Source organism: Microcoleus sp. AR_TQ3_B6, from assembly GCF_036702785.1.
GTDB lineage: Bacteria > Cyanobacteriota > Cyanobacteriia > Cyanobacteriales > Microcoleaceae > Microcoleus.
Window position 1 is genome coordinate 69,971 of the sequence record NZ_JAUBVJ010000001.1, and the last position, 20,504, is coordinate 90,474.

The window sequence follows — 20,504 nt, forward strand, 5'->3', positions numbered from 1 at the left end:
TTTGAACAAGAGTCTAAAATGTTGCTCTATCCACAACAGGAGGCGGAGGCTTGTATCCATTTTTGTGCTGGCTCAATACTCTTTTTTTCCAGTCATCAAATAAGTAACCATGTATCCTTTGCCCTTAACTTGAATAGCGCCGCGCTTCTCAAAAGTGTATTTATCCTTTAACAGCTCGTAGGTTTCGGCGGTGACTTGAATGCAGCCGGTAATCCCGTGGGATTCCATGCGCGAAGCAATATTTACAGTGTCGCCCCAGAGGTCGTAAATAAACTTTTTTAAGCCGATGACGCCGGCAACGACAGGGCCACTGCAAATCCCGATCCGAATGCTGAAGGGCTCCGAATGCTCTAAACTGAGGATGCGAATTTCGTGCAGCATATCGATCGCCATGTTCGCGATCGCCTCGGCGTGATCCTCTCGGGGCGTAGGCAAACCGCCGACAACCATGTAAGCATCACCAATAGTTTTAATTTTCTCCAAACCGTGGCGATCGGCCAAGTGGTCAAAAGCCGAAAAAATATCGTTGAGCACTTCCACCACTGCAGTCGCTGAAATTCTCGACGAAAGCTCTGTAAACCCCACAATGTCCGCAAACATCACAGTTACTTCCGCAAAACTTTCGGCGATATTGTGTTCGTTGTCCTTCAAACGCAGGGCGATCGCCGCCGGCAAAACGTTCAGCAGCAGTTGCTCGGATTTAGCTTGTTCGAGTTCCAACTGTAGGTAAGCAGCCTGCAACTGTTCGGCTTGGCGAATTCTTTCTCGGGCTAGCTTTTCGATTTGGGCGGTGCGGCTCAATGCTGTCAGCATATATGTCACCGGAATCAGAGTCCACAGCATCCCCATCGTCAGAGTTCCCCAAGAGCGCCAGTGCTTGCGAGTTTTGCGAATTTCCGGCGTAGCCGACACGTACAGAGACCACTGGCGGCCGCTAATTTTCAACCGCCTTTTGCAAGCGGTATAATCTGGGCCTGGATTGTCAAGAATCGGGCAGTCTGGCCGGAGGGATCGTTCCACAGCGGCTGATGCTGGAAGCACTTGTTGGCTGGCGGAGTTGAACAGCACCGCAAATTGCTGAATTTGGCCGTCAGCAGGCTGATTTTTGAGAACCGAGTTTTCCCTTTGCGGTAACAGCGACGCTGCTTCTTGCTTGTCTGGAGCTTCGCTGGCGAGATAAATAGTGAGATAGTCGGTATTGCGTCCTTTTAAAGAGGCTTGGAAAATATCTTTGCCTCGAAATACGCCCACAACAAATCCTTGTAGCAGTTGGCGACGGGATTCCAGGGTAGTCGGTTTAATGCTGTTTCCGTAAATCGGAACTATTGCCAAAAGACCTAGTTGCGGGGAATTGCCCTGAGTCAGGCCAGTGTAGTTGGTGACAATCATTTCTCCAGTATCGCGCCCTCGATCGAGCGCGGCGCGGATTTGTGGGTGGGAGGCGAGGTCAAAGCCCAATGCTGTCTCGTTTCCGGCTGCTGGTTCGACGTAGATAGCCGGGAAGTATTCGGAACGCTCGAGGGCTGGGCGCAGTCGTCCTCCGGGACCGCCCTCTGTAATTGCGAAGCTGGGGTCGGTTTCGGTTCTGGCTTTGGCTTCGTAGTTGCGCCGCTCAGAATTGGGGACGCGGGGAGCCCAAGCCAGGAGTTGCAGGCTGGCGTGGACGGCTAGGGGACGGGCGACAAACCTGGCAAAAGAGGAACGCTCCACGGCGCTGAAGGCTTTCATGTAGTCGCTGAGGGCGAGAACACTATCTAAGTCGGAGTTGAGCTGGCGTTCGATGCCGATCGAAATATCGTCGATGCGGCGGTGCATTTCGTAGTCGCGGCGGTTGTCTTCCCAGGCCCAAACCAACGCGAATGTCAGCAGCGACAGTCCCACCCCGAGAGCCAGCGTCAACCCGGCTGGAATGTAGCGAGACCAGGATAAAGGTAGTTTTTTCAGCATAATTGCCTAGCGAATAAGGGCAGCAGATTAGCACACCGCTGAATGCGATTTATTTCGGCCTCTGAGTGCGGTTAATTCAAAACCCTGATAACTCAACCACCGACGGCAATTGGGAATTAAAAGTTATATCTTGAAACTTTTAAATTAATTTCCGATCGCTCAGCAGGGGATTTCAATCCAGAATTCCGCTCCCTGTCCGGGCGCTGAGATGCACCGCAGGCTTCCCCTATGTTTTTCTACCACAATTTGATGGCTGATGGATAATCCCAAGCCGGTTCCAGACCCTACGGGCTTGGTGGTGAAGAAGGGGTCAAATAAGCGCTTACGAACGTCTTCGGTCATTCCCGGGCCGCTGTCGGCGATGCAAATGACGATGCGATCGCAATGACTGAGCTGGCTTTTATTATGGCTTTTCAACTCCGCTGTTTTCATTTCAGTACGAATTACGATCGTCCGAGGTTGCGGTTGGTTTTGTAGAGCCTCAATCGCATTACTGATAATATTGAGAAATACCTGGTTTAACTGCCCCGCACAACAGTAAACTTTCGATATATTTCCGTATTCTTTAATAATTTCAATCCGGCTTTTTCTACTTCCCTGATGCAATCTGTGCTGCACAATTAATAGCGTACTGTCAATTCCTTCGTGAATGTCTACCAACTTCATTTCTGACTCATCCAGTCGCGAAAAGTTCCGCATCGACAACACAATTTTACTGATTCTTTCTACTCCTACTCTCATGGAATTTAGCATTTTAGGCAAATCTTCCTTGAGGAACTCTAACTCTAACTCCTTAATTTTTTCAGCAATCTGAGGAACTGGGGACGGGTAGCATTGCTGGTAGAGATTCAATAGTTCTATTAAATCGTGAAAATAGCTGGATGTGTGAGAAATATTGCCGTTAATAAAAGTTGCGGGATTGTTGATTTCGTGGGCGATGCCAGCCACCATCTGACCGAGGCTCGACATTTTTTCTGATTGCACTAATTGGATTTGAGCGTGTTGTAGCTGTTCGTAGGCTTCTTGCAATTGGGCTGCTTGTTTTCTCAATTGAGATTCCGAAGCTTGCAGTGCTGCTTCGGAAATTTTGCGGTTGGTAATATTTTCAATCATCCCTAATTTGTAAATAGGTTTTCCTTCCCCGTCTCGAATCAAAGTAGCTGTCACGTTTACCCAAACAATCTTACCTGTAGCGGCCATCTGGCGAATTTCGAGTTGATAGGTCGTAATTTCTCCCCGATCGAGAGCATCAGCAACTTGGAGATTTTTGGGATTATCTTCGGGATGCCCAATTTCTATAAATGTTTTGGCCAGCAATTCTGCGGCGGTATATCCCAGCATTTCGCAGTAAGTCTTATTGACTCGCACTAACTTGTTATCGTCTAAATTGGCTAAGTAGATAGCGATGGGTGCATCTTCAAAGATTTTGCGAAATAGTTCCTCGCTGGCCCGGACTTGAGCTTCTAGGGAAAGCCTATCGGTGATGTCTTCAAAGGTAGACAAAATGCCGACAACATTGCCGTAATTGTCGTGTAAGGGTATTTTATTTGTATCCAGACAGCACTGGGTGCCGTCGGCTTGCATTTTGGATTCTATGATGTGATATTCTGGGGTGTTGGTTGCCATGATGCGGCGGTCGCCGGCTCGAAAAAACTGTGTTTCTTCGGGCTTCCAGGGCATATCGAAGTCGGTGAGACCGGCGATTTCACTGGGGTGATTAAAACCTGCGACTTTGGCAAAGTTTTTGTTGGCTCCCAAGTAAACTAAATCTCGATCTTTCCAGGCGATTAACTGAGGGATGTTGTTGATTACCAACCACAGCATTTTTTGGGAGGTTTGCAAGGCTTCGGTACGTTCTAGGACGCGCTTTTCAAGTTCTTGGTTGGCTTGTTGCAGGGCGATTTTTGACTGGCCCAGGGCGATTTCTGCTAGCTTGCGATCGCTGATGTCGATTGTCACCCCCTCCCACAGTATATCGCCGCCCGGTTGCAGTTCGGGGCGAGCGATGCCGCGAATCCATTTCAGTTTTCCCGATCGGGTTACGATCCGCCCTTCATATATCCAAGGTTTTAAAGTTTTGCCGGAAATTGCAACTGATTCTTGCAGGGGCTTTAGGTCTTCTGGATGCACCGTTGACCACATTAAATCGGAGTTTTTTTGAAGTCTTTCTGGCTCTAATTCGTAGAGTTCCCAACAGCCGGAACTGACATAAATGAATTCATCGGAACCGTCGGGATGCAGCAAGTATTGATAAATCATTCCCGGCACGTTGGCGGCCATTTTTTGAAATCTGGCTTCGCTTTGCCGCAGTGCTGATTCTGCAAGTTTGCGGTCGCTGATGTCAATCCACAAGCCGTCCCAAATAATCTCACCTTTTTCCCCCGGTTCTGGTCGGGAAGCCCCGCCAATCCACTTGATCCGACCGCCCGGAAAAACTAATCTGCCTTCCCACCGCCAAGGTTCTAAAGTTTTAGCTGAGATAGCAAAAGATTCCTGGAAGCTTTGCGCATCCTCTGGATGAAGCATTTCGATCGCAGGAATAGCTGAATTTTGGAGTACAAGAGGTTCTAATTCCCAGAGTTCGCGGCAGCCGGAACTGACGTAGGGGAATGACACAGTGCCGTCTGCTGCTAACTGAAATTGATAAATCATTCCCGGAAGGTTGGCGGCTAGTTTTTGAAACCTCGCTTCGCTTTGCCGTAATGCTGTTTCTGCTTCTACGCGATCGGTAATATCGTAAAATGCCGATAAAATTGCTGCTTCGCCGTTAAAATTAATCGATCGCATCGACAGTTTTACCCAAAAAAAACTGCCGTTTGCTTTCCTGAGGCAGATTTGTTCGCTGTCGCTAAAGCCGTTTTGTTTGACTAATTCTAGCAATTGACGGCGGTCGTTGATATTGGCATAAAATTCATGGTTTTTGCCAGCGAGAAGTTGTTCGTGACTCAAACCTAAACATTCATCGAGGGCAGGATTTGCATACAAAATAACGCTGTCTTCTAGGCGCGTAATTAACATGGGAACGGGAGTCGCAGTGGCGATCGCCCGCAATCTTTCTTCGCTTTCTTGCAGGGCTGTTTCGGCTGCTACTCTTTTGCTAATATCGTTCTGAACTCCGATAAAATGAGTTATTTTTCCCTGATTGTCTAGGATGGGGGAAACGGTTAATTCGTTCCAAAAAGGAGTTTGGTCTTTGCGGTAATTTTTGAGAACGACCCTAATTTCCGTTCCCGATCGTAAACTGCTGCGGAGTTTGTCTAATTCGGCGCCATCGGTATCGGGGCCCTGCAAAAACCTGCAGTTGCGTCCAATCACTTCTTCGCTACTGTAACCAGTCAGTTTCTCAAAAGCAGGATTGCAGTAGATAATAGGTATGTCAGGCCTGCTAGCATCGGCGATGAGGATGCTGTTGCTCGATGCTGCCATCGCCCGCTCTAGGAGAGACAGGTGGAAAGAGTCTGTTGTCATCGGTAGCAATATCCAAACTCCCAAGGAGCGGACAGAACAATAAATTTTTATAAACAGGTTGAGCCATTCTTATTCTATAATCTTATTGCTTAACAAACCAGACGGTCAAGGTCGTACCGTTAGACCGCAGCCTTCTTTTTCCCTAGATGCAAGGGGTTTTTTCAGTGACGTAGAACCACCGCCACTTTCATAATTCAGCGAAATATTTTTGATAAGTTTGGCTAAATTTTCGTCTCTATCCAAAGATTCGCCACACTGACAAGAATTCCATCGGTCTGACAATTCTTTAGGCACTTTGGTGAAACAATTCCAACCCGGTTGAGAAGTTCCCTTGTTCGCAACGAATACAGCGCTTTTACCCAACTTTACAGCAACATATTTGTAACAGCAGTAAATTGACCGCGAGCAGCATCAAGCATTGATTTATTCAAACCACTCTTAGTCGCCTGACGGTGGGACAAGTAAACCAAATTGCCGTCTTCAATATTAGTTTTGACTTGGGCGCCTCTAGTTATATAGCGGTTCTCAAGCGTGGTGATATCATGTCGGATCGATCGCCCATAATACATAGCCGGGGCCCGTTTGTGAGATTGTCCGTTTTTGGCAAATATTATTGGCTCACGGGCCCCTACACGAATCAGGGTCATCGACCGGACATGATATGAGGTATGCCCGCGGGCCCGCGGGCCAGATAGTTTCTTGTCCTCCTTCGATGCGGCTCGCCAACCCTTTTAAATTGACAAGCTAATGCAAGAACCCCGAGCACTTTTGCTTACTTCAATCCTGGCTTGAAAAGCTTCTTTCAGGTGGGGCATATGGGTAACGGTGAGAATGCAGGCGAAGTCGGAGGCGATCGCATTAATTGCAGCAATCAGCCGATCGCACCCTTCAGCATCCTGAGTCCCGAACCCCTCATCAATAATCAACATTTGCAAAGCCGTACCCGCCCGCTGAGACAGCAGTCTCGCCAGGGCCAGCCGAATCGCAAAATTAATCCGAAAAGCTTCACCGCCCGAGTAAGTTTCGTAGGCGCGAGTACCGCGAGCATCAGCAATTAAAATGTCTAAAGTGTCAATCAATTTAGTTGCTTTTTTAGAAGCAGCAGCCCGCTGAGTAATAAATTGAACGTGCAATTGATTCGCGCTCAATCTCGCCAATATCTGATTGGTTTCAGCTTCTAGTTGAGGCAAAACATTTTCAATCATTAAAGCTTGAATGCCGTTTTTACCAAATGCTTGACCCAACTCTTGATAAACTCGCTGCTGGCGTTTGGCAACTTGCATTTGCTCTTTTTGAGCTACTAGCTGAACTTGCAGAGTTTCCAGATTTTGCTGCTGCTGCTGGAGGCGTCCGAGACTTCCCAAATGTTGGTCTAGCTGCTGGCGGCGGCGACTGATTTGCTGTTCGATGGCGCTGATTCGGGCTGTGGGATCGGGATATTCTTGCAATTGCTGGTTCATCGCTGCTGTTTGAGCGCTGACAGCTTGCAAATCTCGATCGCGCACAGCGATAGAACTTGCTATTTCATTAACCCGCTGCTGCACTTGCGGGTACTGCACAGTTGCCGATCGCAGTTTTTCGGCCCGGGCGATCCAAAACTGCGATCGGCGCATTTCGTTCCGCACCTGTTCGTGCTGTTCCAAATTATAGCCAATTTCCGCAATGTATCTATCTAAAGACAGAATTTGCTGCTGTATTTCCGAGCTATTTTTTTGCTGTTCTAACTGTTGCTGTACAGTGGCTAATTGAGTTTGCAAATCCGGGCGGCGGGCATTAATTTTATTCAGTTTCTGTTGAGCGTCTTTGATTTGAGCTTGCTTAATTTCGGCCCACCGCAAGCGCTTTTCATCGCTGCGGGCGAGGGAGTGGCTGCTATCGCTGTAATTGAGCTGTTGCAGTTGCTGTTCGATCTGCTGGAGTTCTGCCAAATCCGAAGCTGCATACTCGCCCGTGCGCAGCAACCGCTCTATTTCCGCAGCGTCTTGACGCATACTTTGCAGCCGGTTTTCGTCTTGGCTTAGTCCATCTAATTGTGCTTGCAAATGGCTGCGGCGTTCCCGCAATTCTTGGTAGGGCGCTAATTCCTCTTCTAGTTCGCGGTATTCATGTCTGAGGACTTGAATTTCGCGCTCGGAGACGGCCAACTGTTCGCGGACTACCCACAGTTGGTTCCAGATTTCCTGCTGTTGGGAGTGGTGTTTTGCGACTACCAAATTCCAGTAGTGTTCGTCTAAAGGTCGATCGCACAAAGGACAATTGCCAAAATTTGCATCCCGCACCATTAAATGCGAATTCGCTGGCTCGTTTTCCGCAAAATTCGAGGCGGTATCGAAGCCTGCGGTTTTTTCTCCTTCATGTTTCCGCAGCAGTTGCAGTTTTTGGTCGATCTCGGCGAGTCTGGTTTGATAGTCGCGGCTTTTGGCTTGCAGGTTTCCTAGAAAGTCGTGCCTTTCTTGACCTTTTTCGCGGACTCGCTGCTGATAAACTCGCTTGTTTTCCAACTGCAAAATTTGATTGGCGACGGCCGAGATTTCCTGCCGTAATTGCGGCTGTCGCTGCTGCTGCTGAACTTGCACCTGTCGGTTGATTTCGTCTAAGCGGGCGGTTAAACCGGCGCGGGCGCGATCGAGCTTTTGTTGCTTTTGCTGCTGCTGTTGTAGCAGCGGAGAAACTTGCAGTTGCAGTTGCTCTAGTTCGTTGAGGCGCGATCGAACTGCTTGCAACTGTGCGAGTCCTTTGTTAACCTCCGGCTGCTGTTTGAGAATCTCCTGAACATCTTTTTCATCCTGTTCTAAAACATCTAATTGAGCTTGCAACTGCTGAATTTTGCTTTCCAAAAAGCTCAGTTCTTGTCGCTGCTGTTCTTGCAATTGCTGACGCTGATTTTGGGCTTGTTGGTTAGCTTTGAATTTGCCAGATAGAGTCTCTTCTGTCGCTTGCAAGCTGTGGAAATACGCGATACCTGCTGTTATTTCATTTTCTTGTCCTAGGAGGGCTTGCAGCTCGTGAAGCTGCTGTTTGGCTGCGCTGAGTTCTTGCTGCAAGCGGCGGCATTCTTGAGAGATATTGTAGTGCTGTTGCTGGTGGCCGGCGAGGAGTTTTTGCCAAGTTTGGCGGTTGTGGTGCTGGAGTTGCAGTTGCTGCAACTCGGTTGTGTCGGCTTGCTGCTGTGAAGAGAGCAAATCGGTTGCTTGCTGCAATTGAGTTTGTTCGGAGGCGATGGTCTCTTTTTGTTGCAGTTGCTCTTGTACGGTTAGCAAACTCTGTTTGAGCACTTCGACTTGAGCTTTAAATTGTTTGGACGTATCTTTGGCTTGTTCCGATAAAGTATCGTAGGAGTCGAGTTTGAGCAGGTTGGCTAAAACTTGTTTGCGTTCGATCGGCTTTTTGAGCATAAATTCATCAGCTCGCCCCTGCCGCAAATACGCCGAGTTGATGAAAGTATCGTAATCTAGCTTGATGTGTTCGATAATTTTTTGCTGAGTTGTTCTCAGCCCCTTGTCTGTGAGCGTGCGAAAATTCACCCCCCCCGAGCCCCCCTTACCTTGGGGATCAGAAGAATTCACTTCTTCTGGGTTTCCTTTACCTTGGGAAGAATTCACTTCTTCTGGCTCCCCCTTACCAAGGAAAGGGGAGTTTGTTGCTACTTGAAATTCCAAACTTCCCGAGTGTCCGCGCCGGCGGTTGCGAATCACCCGATAGACTTGGCCGCCGGTGGAGAAAGTGAAATCAACGCGCACATCAGTTTCGCCGATATGGATGATATCGTCTTCCGTATCGCTGCGGCAACAGCCCCAAAGTGCCCAGGCGATCGCTTCTAAGAGGGAGGATTTGCCAGCACCGTTAGGCCCGCAAATGCAAGCGGTGTGCAGGCCGCGAAAGTCTAAAGCAGCTTCGCGATAGCTGAGAAAATTTTTGAGTGTAAGTTGTATAGGAATCATTTAGGCCATCGCGCCATACAATCTATCTATAAATAACACTATTTGTGCGCTGTTGCCTAGTTATTCAATCCAGATCCAGAACAATTGTCAATGCTTCTGCAATTTCTTCCGTAATTGTCTCGGACAAGGTTCTAAGTTGTCGGACAAATCTTTGTTGCGAGACGGAACGGACTTGAAAAGTATCGGCGGCGGAGATTTTCGTTAAGCCATTTTCGCCGCTGGGTTCTAGTCGAACCATCCCATCAAGTGGGGAAAAAAGATCGTTTTATGCTGTAACTGGAACAATTACTTTGAGCCGCAAAATTCCCACTTCATCATCGCTGACAACCACAACAGGTCGAGTTTTGCCGATTTCATCTCCCACCGTTGGATCTAGTCTGACCAGCCAAATTTCGCCCTTACGCATTAGTTTCTACCCCTGCGCTGAGGTATTCTTCCTCTGAATCGAAATACGGTTCGCTGTCGGGCGACCACAAATCGTGAAGTGGCCCTCCTGGTTCATACAAGGGGACTGCTGCTTCTGCTGCTGCTTTTAGTTTCCGTTTTCTCTCGGCCTTGCGCTGGGCTTTTTCTTCTATTTCTTCGCGCATCATCCGCGAAGCTGTTTCGATGATTTCTAAGCGTTCTTCTGCTGTCAGATTTTTGAGTGCTGCTAAGATTTCTGTTTTGGTCACGGTTTTTTCGGGTGCTTGGTGAGAAAGTGCGATCGAACCATCACTATATCTTTCACAAAAATCAATATCGCCGCTCTGTGCTGATGACGCACCCTACATGACCGGTCTGTGCTGATGGTCCGCCCGACATGGATCGCATTAACAGATTTTCCATCATCAAAAAGGGTTGACTGTATTCCTACAGCCAACCCCGCGCATATTTATTTGTCCTGCGTTTGCTCAAACAGCAACACTACCTGGCAACATTCGGGAACGTATAGCCGACCCCGACTAACAATCCCACTTCAGCTCCGTCCACAAAACCAACATTCAGTCCCGCTGTTGCTGTAAAATTTGTAGACAGAGGCACATCTACACCCCCCGAAATCAGGAAGCCCAAATTACCGTCATCCCCGGTAGAAATTATCACGCCAGCACCTAGATAAGGAGCAGCACTAATCACAAAATCCTCGCTGACTTCGACGGCATTTTGAGATACAAAATCGAAGGTAACGGGAACTAGAAAAGCTAAGTTGTCGCGGAACAAAACAGTCGGTCTCACCGACAAATTGTTCGTCAAACCGATTTTGCTAACAATGGCAAATGAACCGTCGCCTAAGGCTGAATCTCCGCCAAAACCTAGATTGCCGCCAATGCCGATGTAGCTGGGCCCAGAACGGGTAGCTCGGCCTGGTCGGATTGGAGTTCCTTGAGCCACTTTTTTAGTTGGTTCCGAGACAGTTGCCGGTGTTTCAGCAACTTTCGGTTTGTTTGTCAGAGCTGAGGCGGAAGTGCTGACAGGATTGCTCAACAATTCTTGTGCTGTTTTGACTTCTTTTTCTGCCTTGGTTGCAGTCGGTTCAGAATTATTGCGATCGGCAACAATTGAGGTAGGTCGATCGCTCTTTTTGGCAGTCTCGCTTGTTGACTGCACTTTGACGCCATTATCAGCAATCTCAGCGGTTGCTTCCGACTTTTGTGTCTCAGCAACAATGGAGGTATTTTGCTCGGTTTTTGTCCCAGCAATTTCCTCAGTTGTTGCTTCCGATTTTTCGGGTGCAGCAATAGATACTTGCAAGTTGGCTGCCGGTTCAGAGGCTGCTGGCTCTGCCGTTTCTGTTAGTTCGCTCCAACTGATTGAATCAATTTTTGTATTACTAGCCGTTGTTTCTGCGTCGCGTTTAACTGCTGAAGTTGCCGCAGGATCAGAAATTTGGTCAATATTTTGAGCTGCCATTGTTGCAGTTGTAGCGACATCGGGCAACTGGCCCGTTTCAGCTTTCGCTGACAGGGTACTGCAACAAACAGCTAAAGCTGCAAGATTTATTAACGCGAAAGTAGACTTGGAAAATAGACTCTTCATAAGAAACTCCTCAATGAACGGTGTGTTAAAAGTTTGACACTCTCCGACTATCAGGCGCGGGGATTCTTGGTTCAACGAAACCACTTAATCTAGAGTCCTTGCGTCATCTAGACTAGAGGTGGGATTCTCCCCAAGCGTTAATTCGGGTATGCCCTACCCTATTTGCATTGCTGCAAGTCCTGTTTAAGTTTGAAACAAATTTGTTTCAAAATACTATTAGTCTAGCCCCTATAAATCTTTTAACCACTGCTAGGAAGAAACTAGAACAATGCAGTAGAACCGCAGAGATTTAATTGTCAAGGTTCAGTGCTTTGCCGTTGGACAGCAAGGTTTTTATAGTGGTTGATTACCGCCACTATAATTAACAAGCCTAGCTTAAACCGACGACAATGGCAAGAACAAAAGTATACTACGATTTGCGGCTAACTGAAATTGAATGGGAGGAGTTAGTTGCTTATATTGAATAAAAAGCCGTTCTAGATAGACGGGGCTTTAAACCCAATTTCTTGGTAAGTGTTTGAGGGCGACCGTCGAGAGCTTTGCTAAAAAAAGACACAAATATGAGTTGTGTTGTTCCTAGATTGGCACTCAATCGTTGAAGAGTCAACTCTCAAGCTGATTAGATTCAAGAACCGACGGCGGGTTTAGAGGTTAATTTTAATTTACCGATCGCTCGGCTAAAAATCAATCCTAGGGATGATTTCACCCTTAATCCAGTTTAATTGAGGGGTCGATCGGGCGCCTCGCTTGCATTCTACAATACTGTACTTGAGGGCGCCCCGCGGCAGAACCCTCAGAATCCTGTTTTTGAGGGCGCACCAGCTCGAAACCAAGAGACAGCAAGCTTTCAAAACAGTTTTGGCAGCCCCTAGTCCAAAGCAAGCGCAGTTGCACCCACGCGAGCGGCTGCTGCAGGGTGCCTGACAAGTAATGTAGAATAATAGCACCGATCCGAGAAAGATTTGTGGCTCTATCGTGTCAAAATTCCTGAATATTATGAGAATTATGTAAAATTTAGTGTTCTATTAGTAAAGTTTAGCCTTCGCTTTCGGTCAGGGTCTAACCATCTAACAACAGCACGCAACTCAACAAGTAAAAACATACAAAGTATCTCATCTCAACCTGACTTTATGAGCAAAGTTCTAGTCATATTAGGCGAATTGAGCGATCGCGACATCGATTGGATGCTCGCCAGCGGCACCCGCACCCAAGTCCACCCCGGCACCACCCTGATCACCGAAGGTAAGCCCTTAGACGCCCTGTACATAGTTCTGGATGGAACTTTGAGCGTTTCTGCATCATCTTTGGGCGGCAAAGAAATTGGAACAATTATTGCCGGGGAAGTGTTGGGCGAAATGTCTTTTGTAGACGGGAGGCTTCCTTCTGCTAGCGTCACGGCAATTGAAGAGTGCCTCATTCTGTCAATTCCCAGGCGGCTGCTAACTGAAAAACTCGAGCAAGACGTGCTTTTTTCCCTGCGGTTTTATCGGGCGATTACCAAATTCCTGTCCTCGAGACTGCGGGGTACAGTCAAACGCTTCGGCGAAGATACTGATTATTTAATATATCAAGACCCCGACGACGAGCGCGCCATCCCGCAAAATTTGGAAAATCCAGATTTGGCTGAATCTAGATTTCAATGGCTGTTGCAGCGTTTGAAGGGGATTTGAAGTTCGGCAACTGATGAGTGTAACCGAGTTAACGGATGTTGAGGGGAGTTCGGCAACGGATTTGATCCATTCGAGGAGTTAACGAATGGATGTTGAAGTTTGAGGGAAGAGGTTCGAGGGAAGAAGGAAAAAATAAGATAATCCCTTTTGTCTCTTGCTTCTTTTTCTACCAATGCCCCATTAACAATTGGCAATTGGAAATTGGCAATTTCCAGTTACCAATTTCCAATTCCCAATTAGAAAACATATTTTTCAGCGACGCGCCAGTAGCGGGAAAAACGCTTCAAATCAATGTAACCACCGTAGCGGACAAAGGGTTCGTGCGGTAAAACTTCTACAGGGACCGATCGCTTAATTTCCCGGCAAATATCGTGAAACCGAGGACTGGGACTTTCCGCAGTCACCACTTGATTCGCGCCGGATTCGATCGCAAAAGCGATAACTTCCGCAGCCACATCGCCCCGCCGAATAACTACCGGCAACTCCAGCAAACATTCGTAAATAAACACCATTCGTTTGAGACTCAACTGCCATTCCTCAATGAGCGCATCATCCCAAACCCAGATTGCAGGTGCCTCTGGGTGCGCTTGAAAAGCGGGGCCTTCAGGACTCAAACAGTCGCCGTGCAGCCAAATAATCGGATCGTTCATAAATTGGGAATGGGGAATGGGGCATCGGGAATTGGGCATCGGGAATGGGGCATCGGGAATGGGGCATCGGGAATGGGGAATGGGGAATGGGGCATCGGGAATGGGGCATTGGGAATGGGGCATCGGGAATGGGGAATGGGGAATGGGGCATCGGGAATTGGTATTTGGTAACTAATGACAACAGTTAACCGTCAACAGACAACAGACAACAGTCAACAGTCAACAGTCAACAGTCAACAGTCAACAGTCAACAGTCAACCAGTAAATTTTTAATTTCTGCGACTTTTTTTAGGGCGTTCCCAACTTTTAGAACCGCCGCTGCGATCGACCTTTTCTCCCGCAGGAAACAACTTGCCTTCCAAATATTCGTAAGTACCCTCAAAATCGCATTGCCCGTACAGAGGACAATCGCCACAATAAACCGCCTTAGTGTAACGCTCCAAATTTTCCCGATTAAAAAAATAAGGCTTGTGGCTAAAAGTGCTGGCTACCCACTGCCAAGAAAGATTGTTGCTCGCCGGATCTCCATCTAGCAAGTGTTGCAAAAACCAGCGAGCTCCGGCTTGCCAGCGCACGCGGCGCCAGTGTACCAGATAAGCAGCAGTCCACATCCGCTGGTGGTTGTGCAAATAACCAGTTTCTCGCAACTCGCGGCTGAAACTGTCGATGCAAACCAAACCAGTCGTGCCCTCCACGACATCCTCCGGCAGAGTTTCGCTGTAATCTGAAGCAGTGTAACCAGTTTTGTAGGCTTCCCGGTCTTCCCAAATCCCCTTGCCCAATTCGGCGTACAGTCGCTGCCAATAATCCCGCCAACCCAACTCGTTGACGAGTTTTACGGCCTCTTCTCGATGCCGCACCTTCTCCAGCACGGCATCCCGGACTTCCGCAAGACTCAAAACGCCGTAGCGCAAATAGGGCGACAAACGCGTTACCGCACCGTTGAGGAAATTGCGGGTTGAGGCGTACTTGCCGGGGTCAACTTGTTGCAGGGCTGTCTCGGCTGCTTTCCGCCCGCCGTTAATCGGGGCTACGCTGCCGTCCCGGGCGGCTGCTTCGGGGAACTGTTCGCGCACGTAGGTAATTAATTCGTCGCGGCTAGCAAATTCCCGCTCCATGTCCTGACTCATTGTTTTTTCTCAAGCGCCTGTTATTGTTTCTTAATGTTAAAGCTATTTGTTCGGGCGTGCCTGGTCGATCGCCCGTCCATTGCCACGAGTTCCTGGTAACGTACAGTTTGCCCCGACCGCAATTGATCGTCAGCCCTCCGCCAAAATTAGCATCAAAGTCAGTACACTCAGGGATAGATATAATACCAAAATCTCATGGAAACTTTTCCGGCGGACGCGTCCGCGCGAGCCAGCTTAGCTAACCGACAGCAGCAAGGTACAAAACAACTGGAAAACAGCGAAGTTCAAGAGTTCGATCGAGCCATGATGCGCCGCTGCATAGAATTGGCTCGCCGGGCTCTCGGCAAAACCGCACCCAACCCCCTCGTCGGTTCTGTAATTGTCCGAGACGGCAAGATTGTCGGCGAAGGGTTTCATCCCGGTGCCGGTCAACCTCACGCCGAAGTTTTTGCGCTCCGCGAAGCGGGGGAACTCGCTGAAGGAGCGACTGTCTACGTGAACCTGGAGCCATGCAACCACTACGGGCGGACTCCTCCTTGTTCCGAAGCTTTAGTTAAGGCCAAGGTGGCAAAAGTAGTGGCTGGCATGGTCGATCCGAATCCTTTGGTAGCTGGCACTGGGCTGGCCCGGTTGCGAGAGGCTGGCATTGAAGTGGTCGCTTCGGTAGAAGGGGAAGCTTGCCAAAAACTCAACGAGGCTTTCGTGCACCGGATTTTGCAGGGCCGGCCTTTGGGAATTTTGAAATATGCGATGACTTTGGACGGTAAAATTGCTACCAGTACCGGCCACAGCGCTTGGGTGACAGGCGAGGAGGCTCGGAGCGAGGTACACCGGGTGCGCGTCGGCTGCGATGCTGTAATTGTTGGGGGAAATACAGTGCGTCTGGACAATCCCCTACTAACGAGTCACCAACCTGATAGGAATAATCCCCTGCGGGTGGTGATGAGCCGCACTCTGGATTTGCCGAAGTCGGCTTGGTTGTGGGAAACCTCTGTGGCGGCTACTTTGGTGCTGACTGAACCTGGGGTTAACCCCGAATTTCAGGAATTTTTGATCGCCAAAGGGGTGGAAGTTGTGGAGATATCGCCACTGACGCCGAGTAATGTTATGGCTTATTTGTACGATCGATCTTTTCTTTCTGTACTCTGGGAGTGCGGTGGCACTTTGGCCGCGAGGGCAATTGCTGAGGGTGCAGTTCAAAAAATTATGGCTTTTATTGCTCCTAAAATTGTCGGCGGTCAAGGATCTCCAACTCCTGTGGGAGATTTGGGGTTTTCCGCAATGACTGATGCTTTGACTTTAGAGCGGGTTTCTTGGCGAGCGGTGGGTGCAGATTGTCTGGTGGAAGGCTATTTGAAAATTAAAGATTGAAAGTTAAAAGCGAGTCTTTTTAGTTTGTGATTTTTAACTTTTAACTCCTTTTATGGTTGAAATTCTGATTTGGAGTTTGATGGTTGGCAGTCTCGGCTTGGAGGTGGCGCTCGCGGGTGTATTGGTGAGCCACGAGCAATTGGTGGTGTGGCAAAAACACGACGAGGAGGAGGAAGTTTTGACTCGGTACGAATCTCAAGAGGATAATGTTAATGCGCCTGAAAATGCGCATGAAAATGCCAATCCCAAATCGCCTTCCAATCCTGTTAATTTGAAGGTTTGGGAGTACAAGATTGTGCGGGCTAGCAGCGATTTGTTTCGCAATCCTGCGATTTTTCACAAGCTGTGCCGGGAAGAAGAGGAATTTGGCTGGATTTTGCTTGAAAAGCTCGACGACAGGCGGGTGCGGTTCAAACGTCCGATCGCCCTGCGGGACGCCCCGAGGCCGAATTTACCGCCGTTTGACCCTTACCGCACTCATTACGGCCCGCTCTCGAATGCTATGACTTGGGCCGCGGCGATCGTATTTCTGAGTGCGATCGTCCTTCCTGCTGTTTTGGGCTATGCTTTGGTGTCTACTACTCTCACCAGAAGTCGCTCTAATTGGCCTCCGACACCTGTTCAATCTTTGCCCTCTCCCAGGGGGCGGGGAACTAATAATTAAAACCTCGGAAGGAAGTTCGGCAACCGGTGCTGGCTCATGAGGGAATAGCCATCATTTTGTCAATGGGTATAGCGGTTCTCAAGTGAGTGAGGTATTCAGCAATCAATTAACAATTCCTCAATTTCCCCATCTTAAATCTCAAATCTCCAATCTCAATCTGTAGCTCATATATATGAGAAAGGCTATAACTCCTACTTATATCATTTCTCATAAAAGAATGCAACTTTAGGTAATATCATGGACGGTTACACCGTCCGTGATGTTGACGGTTGACGGTTGACAGTTGACAGTCAACAGTGAACTCGAATTTACTATTCCGATGCTAAGGGATTTGATATAAGCTCCCCACCGCTCATTAATGTCTACCCAAACTTACCCAGACTTTAACAATCTGGGTAGGTAGGGATGAGCGTGCATGACTCAGCCGTAAAAAAGACCTTACTAATTTGGACATATTATGAAGCTGCCTAAATTATCAGCACCTGTGAAAAGACCAGAACTCATTCACCCCTACCATTCTGTGGATGTTGTGAACGGTCGAGCGGAAGATTTGGTTGACATTCGCATTGATTTGATGCACGGGGAAAATTACAATTACCCGGCAGCTTTTGCTTACCGCAGTTATCAACAGCTTAAAACTTTTGGTTGTGGCTGCTAGGGAGGCAGGCGGTAAAAACCACTTTTGTCATTTTTTCTACCAAAAATAACGGCTGATTTTTTAACTAAAAAGTTTAGATATGAAAGGGGAAACTTAGCCTCATTCTCCCATTCATATCTAAACTCTTAAGCCAGCAGGAATCAAAGTAATGACTAATCTCCTAAAGAACAGCCGACCCTTTCTGACATTTGACGGGCTAGACAGTTATGTTGCCCTCCCCCATATTTCCTGCGAAATAGGCAACAACTTTACCCGAGAAGCTTGGGTGAAAACCCAAATAAATAAACGGGGGCAAAGGGTATTTTCGGAGCATCAGGCTTGGGCTTTGGTTTATTTAACAGCCAGCTTCGGTTCACGGTTTATAAAAGAAAAAATTACAACACTACCTCAGCTAAGCTTGTAGCAGGCACTTGGTTTCATCTAGCGCTAGTATTGGAAGCTAACAGCAAGCTGCATTTTTATGTAAATGGTGAACTCCTGCAGACTTGGGATGGCAAACGCCGGAAAAGATCTAGCAGCATTAGTTAGTTCATTGGTAATAACAATTCTTAAATTGCAGAATGCTGGCATGGTCAACTTTCGGAAATCAGAATTTGAAATAAATACCGCAGTCAGGCAGAACTTCAAGCGGATATGTCTCGCTGTTTGGCGGGGTATGAACCGGGACTAGCCGGGCTATTGACCTTTAAAGAAAGGTACGGCCAATACAGTTTGCGACAAGACTCAAAACGCTAATCACGAGACAATTCACGGGGTAACTTGGGAGTTGTCTGAGGTTCCCGTGCTCGCTGAAGTAATTGAAACACAGGAGATAGTTACTATGACGAATGCGAATACTGTGCAATAACGCTTGCAAACAGTGCTGAACTTTGACGGCATTGATGACAAGATTGATATTGATTATGCCAAGGAAATTAATTCCACTACGTTCACTGTTGAGGTGTGGGTAATGTTTATTGGAGGCGATGGATAAAGATCGGTATTGACTTCGCGGGATGGGTCGGATGTAGATGGTGGCAAGGGCTAAGGGAAATGAAGCAGGGTTAGTAGGCTACGGGTCGCTGTCGGAAGGGTCTGGAACTTTGGCGCGATAAAATGCGAAAAAACCTCAAAATCGCAAGATTTACGGAGACGCAGTTTGGGGTCAGTAGATGATGCCAATTATTGACGCGCCAGACCCAAAAGACCGTTTTACCTTTCACTTTCTTTCGCTAAAGTTAACTCTGAGATAGTAAAAATATACCATGCCTCAAACAGCGATCGCTAACTAGGCTCTCTCCACTTTTATTAGGTGTAAAGCGAGTTCTACAAATTTGCAACTACTACGCAACTCGAGAAAGCTCGGTGATTCTGAGTTCTCAAACTAAAAAGGCAAAAAAAACCATGAAAAAAACTCTCAAACCCCAACAAACTGCCCCTGTATCGCGGACAACTGTCGGTAATAGCAGCCAAGTTGCCGTCGAAGCGGCTTTCTCGATTGGGTTTAGTTCACCGTCTCCTTTTGCGGGAGACGACGCGGAGTAATCCTGGCAGATTACCACAAACCCTAAACTTCAAAAGCCTTGTTTAAGGGTTGAATTGGTACGAAATAAGCCTTCTATAATTTTTTTTTAGCTGGGCGAATCGTGCCAATCGCGAAGAAAAACCTTCGGTGCTACCGACGTATCAAATAGGACTTGGGCGCTCTATTAGCAGCGATAAATTGACGTAAAATTTCTGTCAGTGCTGAGTTTTATAATCCCTGAGCGATCGCTATTCAATTTGACAAAATTCTTACTATAAACCAAGGGATGAACGAGGGGCGAGCGCTCTTCAAATTCCAGCAATTTATCAACATAATTTCGGCTTATAAGGTTGGGTTGCTGTTGAAACATGGTGCTATTTGCTGCGAAATAAAAATTCCATATAAAAAAATATAGAAAATTTTTCCCGAAAAAAGCTTGACAACTTTCGATAAAGTGTTAATGTAATTAAAAGTAAAGTGGGTGAAAGTTGCCACGCGAAAACTATCCGCACGGCTAGCCGGGAAAAGTAAAAGCAAAAGGTGACGCTCACAAAAACCCTTACTGAATAATCAGGGAAAAATCTACCGAAAGAAGACTTGTATGAAGAAGAAATCTTTGCGCCCCATTCAAACTGCCCCTGTGCAACGGCACAGCAGTGCCAATTCAGCTAGTAGCCCAGTCGGTCTGGCCGCCTCAATCGCCAGAGGGATATAGGGGTATTGGGAGGAAATCGCCATGCCGGATGAGATAGCATGATGGATGGAGTCATAGAGGGAATTACGTGGATACCTCTTGCGGGCGACGACGCGGAGTAATCGCTTCCACAGTATGACTCACCTCAAAAAATCTCAAAACTCAGTTTCTACCTCATGATTGCGCTCTATTGGTAGCGATAAATTGACGTACAACCCTTGTCAGTTCTTCATCTTCGGATATCTGGTACGGGGGTGGCAGGGAAACAGGAGTTGGATTTTTTGGGGTAAGTAGTTGAACCTTTATCGAAAAGATGTACAGCAGTGAGTAGCTTACTTCCCCAGTGGCACTTGCTTGGGTTCTTCTCCTGGGGCTTGTACTTTTGACAGAAGCTTTTGTACTTTCTGGCACATTCTTCTAAGCTGTTTCCTAGTCGGAGAAAAGCGGGATGCCACAAAGTTAACCCGTCATCAGTTAAACGTTCATAACTGACGTAGTTGCTAAAATCATAGAACAAACCATAACGCATTTTCGCAGCTTTGGGATTACCATGAATGTAACGCAGGGTATTTAACGCTCTTTCCCTATCTGAAGCAAGAAACCCTTCACAGTAATACCGCTTCTGGCAAAAAAGCCCCGTCCGCCTTAACATTCTGTTGGAACACATAGTCGTGTACCAATTGAGAAAGTGCATAATTTTTGGCAAGTCTCCCGGTTGAGCAGGTTCGAGCAAATAATGAACGTGGTTGGACATAATACAAAGAGCGTAGAGCTTAAATCTTGTATTTATC

The 20,504-nt window shown here is 47.6% G+C and carries 18 protein-coding genes and 1 pseudogene; 9 read left to right on the plus strand and 10 right to left on the minus strand.

The genetic code is table 11. The features are described 5' to 3' along the window. Positions 1–72 precede the first annotated feature (72 nt). From QUB56_RS00365 to QUB56_RS00395, 7 genes and pseudogenes are all read right to left on the minus strand, one after another. On the minus strand, positions 73–1,947 hold the full coding sequence (locus QUB56_RS00365) for an adenylate/guanylate cyclase domain-containing protein (protein WP_332952191.1): 1,875 nt from the start codon (positions 1,945–1,947) through the stop codon (positions 73–75). A 159-nt stretch (positions 1,948–2,106) separates the two neighbouring features. Further along, positions 2,107–5,415 (minus strand): PAS domain S-box protein, encoded by a 3,309-nt coding sequence (locus tag QUB56_RS00370; protein ID WP_332952192.1) that lies wholly within the window; start codon positions 5,413–5,415, stop codon positions 2,107–2,109. A gap of 365 nt (positions 5,416–5,780) precedes the next feature. After that, positions 5,781–6,062 (minus strand): hypothetical protein, encoded by a 282-nt coding sequence (locus tag QUB56_RS00375; protein WP_332952195.1) that lies wholly within the window; start codon positions 6,060–6,062, stop codon positions 5,781–5,783. An 84-nt stretch (positions 6,063–6,146) separates the two neighbouring features. Next, positions 6,147–9,356: an AAA family ATPase gene (locus tag QUB56_RS00380; protein WP_332952196.1), complete on the minus strand. Its 3,210-nt coding sequence runs from the start codon at positions 9,354–9,356 to the stop codon at positions 6,147–6,149. 64 nt (positions 9,357–9,420) lie between these two features. Further along, positions 9,421–9,762, minus strand: a pseudogene (locus tag QUB56_RS00385) (type II toxin-antitoxin system PemK/MazF family toxin). After that, positions 9,755–10,030, minus strand: coding sequence for a hypothetical protein (locus QUB56_RS00390; RefSeq protein ID WP_332952197.1), 276 nt, complete (start codon positions 10,028–10,030; stop codon positions 9,755–9,757). Before QUB56_RS00390 ends, QUB56_RS00385 begins: the two are co-directional and overlap by 8 nt. A 232-nt stretch (positions 10,031–10,262) precedes the next feature. Then, positions 10,263–11,372, minus strand: coding sequence for a hypothetical protein (locus QUB56_RS00395; RefSeq protein ID WP_332952198.1), 1,110 nt, complete (start codon positions 11,370–11,372; stop codon positions 10,263–10,265). Positions 11,373–12,502: 1,130 nt separating this feature from the next. Here QUB56_RS00395 and QUB56_RS00400 point away from each other — a divergent pair. Next, on the plus strand, positions 12,503–13,042 hold the full coding sequence (locus QUB56_RS00400) for a cyclic nucleotide-binding domain-containing protein (RefSeq protein WP_332952200.1): 540 nt from the start codon (positions 12,503–12,505) through the stop codon (positions 13,040–13,042). 236 nt (positions 13,043–13,278) lie between these two features. Here QUB56_RS00400 and QUB56_RS00405 read toward each other — a convergent pair whose 3' ends face one another. After that, a complete protein-coding gene (locus QUB56_RS00405) occupies positions 13,279–13,692 on the minus strand; it encodes a hypothetical protein (RefSeq protein WP_332952201.1) in 414 nt (137 codons plus the stop codon). Positions 13,693–13,708: 16 nt separating this feature from the next. Between QUB56_RS00405 and QUB56_RS00410 the strand changes: the two genes are divergently transcribed. Further along, positions 13,709–13,867 carry a hypothetical protein gene (locus tag QUB56_RS00410; RefSeq protein ID WP_332952203.1) on the plus strand — a complete coding sequence of 53 codons (159 nt, stop codon included), beginning with the start codon at positions 13,709–13,711 and terminating at the stop codon, positions 13,865–13,867. 94 nt (positions 13,868–13,961) lie between these two features. Here the strand turns inward: QUB56_RS00410 and QUB56_RS00415 are convergent, their stop codons facing one another. Next, positions 13,962–14,822 carry an FAD-binding domain-containing protein gene (locus QUB56_RS00415; RefSeq protein WP_332952204.1) on the minus strand — a complete coding sequence of 287 codons (861 nt, stop codon included), beginning with the start codon at positions 14,820–14,822 and terminating at the stop codon, positions 13,962–13,964. A 195-nt stretch (positions 14,823–15,017) separates the two neighbouring features. On the opposite strand from QUB56_RS00415, the gene ribD reads away from it, so the two are divergent. The 7 genes from ribD to QUB56_RS00445 all read left to right on the plus strand — a co-directional run bounded on the left by ribD (position 15,018) and on the right by QUB56_RS00445 (position 19,039). Next, positions 15,018–16,193: a bifunctional diaminohydroxyphosphoribosylaminopyrimidine deaminase/5-amino-6-(5-phosphoribosylamino)uracil reductase RibD gene (gene ribD / locus QUB56_RS00420; protein WP_332952206.1), complete on the plus strand. Its 1,176-nt coding sequence runs from the start codon at positions 15,018–15,020 to the stop codon at positions 16,191–16,193. Positions 16,194–16,245: 52 nt separating this feature from the next. Next, the gene (locus tag QUB56_RS00425) at positions 16,246–16,857 is read left to right on the plus strand and encodes a hypothetical protein (protein WP_332952207.1); all 612 of its coding nucleotides are present in this window, start codon (positions 16,246–16,248) and stop codon (positions 16,855–16,857) included. A 457-nt stretch (positions 16,858–17,314) separates the two neighbouring features. Next, positions 17,315–17,515 (plus strand): cyanobactin biosynthesis system PatB/AcyB/McaB family protein, encoded by a 201-nt coding sequence (locus QUB56_RS00430; protein WP_332952209.1) that lies wholly within the window; start codon positions 17,315–17,317, stop codon positions 17,513–17,515. 148 nt (positions 17,516–17,663) lie between these two features. After that, positions 17,664–17,918, plus strand: coding sequence for a hypothetical protein (locus QUB56_RS00435; protein ID WP_332952210.1), 255 nt, complete (start codon positions 17,664–17,666; stop codon positions 17,916–17,918). Continuing rightward, positions 17,834–18,043, plus strand: coding sequence for a LamG-like jellyroll fold domain-containing protein (locus QUB56_RS37045; protein WP_445243296.1), 210 nt, complete (start codon positions 17,834–17,836; stop codon positions 18,041–18,043). Before QUB56_RS00435 ends, QUB56_RS37045 begins: the two co-directional genes overlap by 85 nt. A 322-nt stretch (positions 18,044–18,365) precedes the next feature. After that, positions 18,366–18,488, plus strand: coding sequence for a hypothetical protein (locus QUB56_RS00440; protein WP_332952212.1), 123 nt, complete (start codon positions 18,366–18,368; stop codon positions 18,486–18,488). A gap of 410 nt (positions 18,489–18,898) precedes the next feature. Further along, on the plus strand, positions 18,899–19,039 hold the full coding sequence (locus QUB56_RS00445; protein WP_332952213.1) for an anacyclamide/piricyclamide family prenylated cyclic peptide: 141 nt from the start codon (positions 18,899–18,901) through the stop codon (positions 19,037–19,039). 903 nt (positions 19,040–19,942) lie between these two features. Here the strand turns inward: QUB56_RS00445 and QUB56_RS00450 are convergent. After that, positions 19,943–20,467 carry a transposase gene (locus QUB56_RS00450; RefSeq protein WP_332952214.1) on the minus strand — a complete coding sequence of 175 codons (525 nt, stop codon included), beginning with the start codon at positions 20,465–20,467 and terminating at the stop codon, positions 19,943–19,945. Between the last annotated feature and the right edge of the window lie 37 nt (positions 20,468–20,504).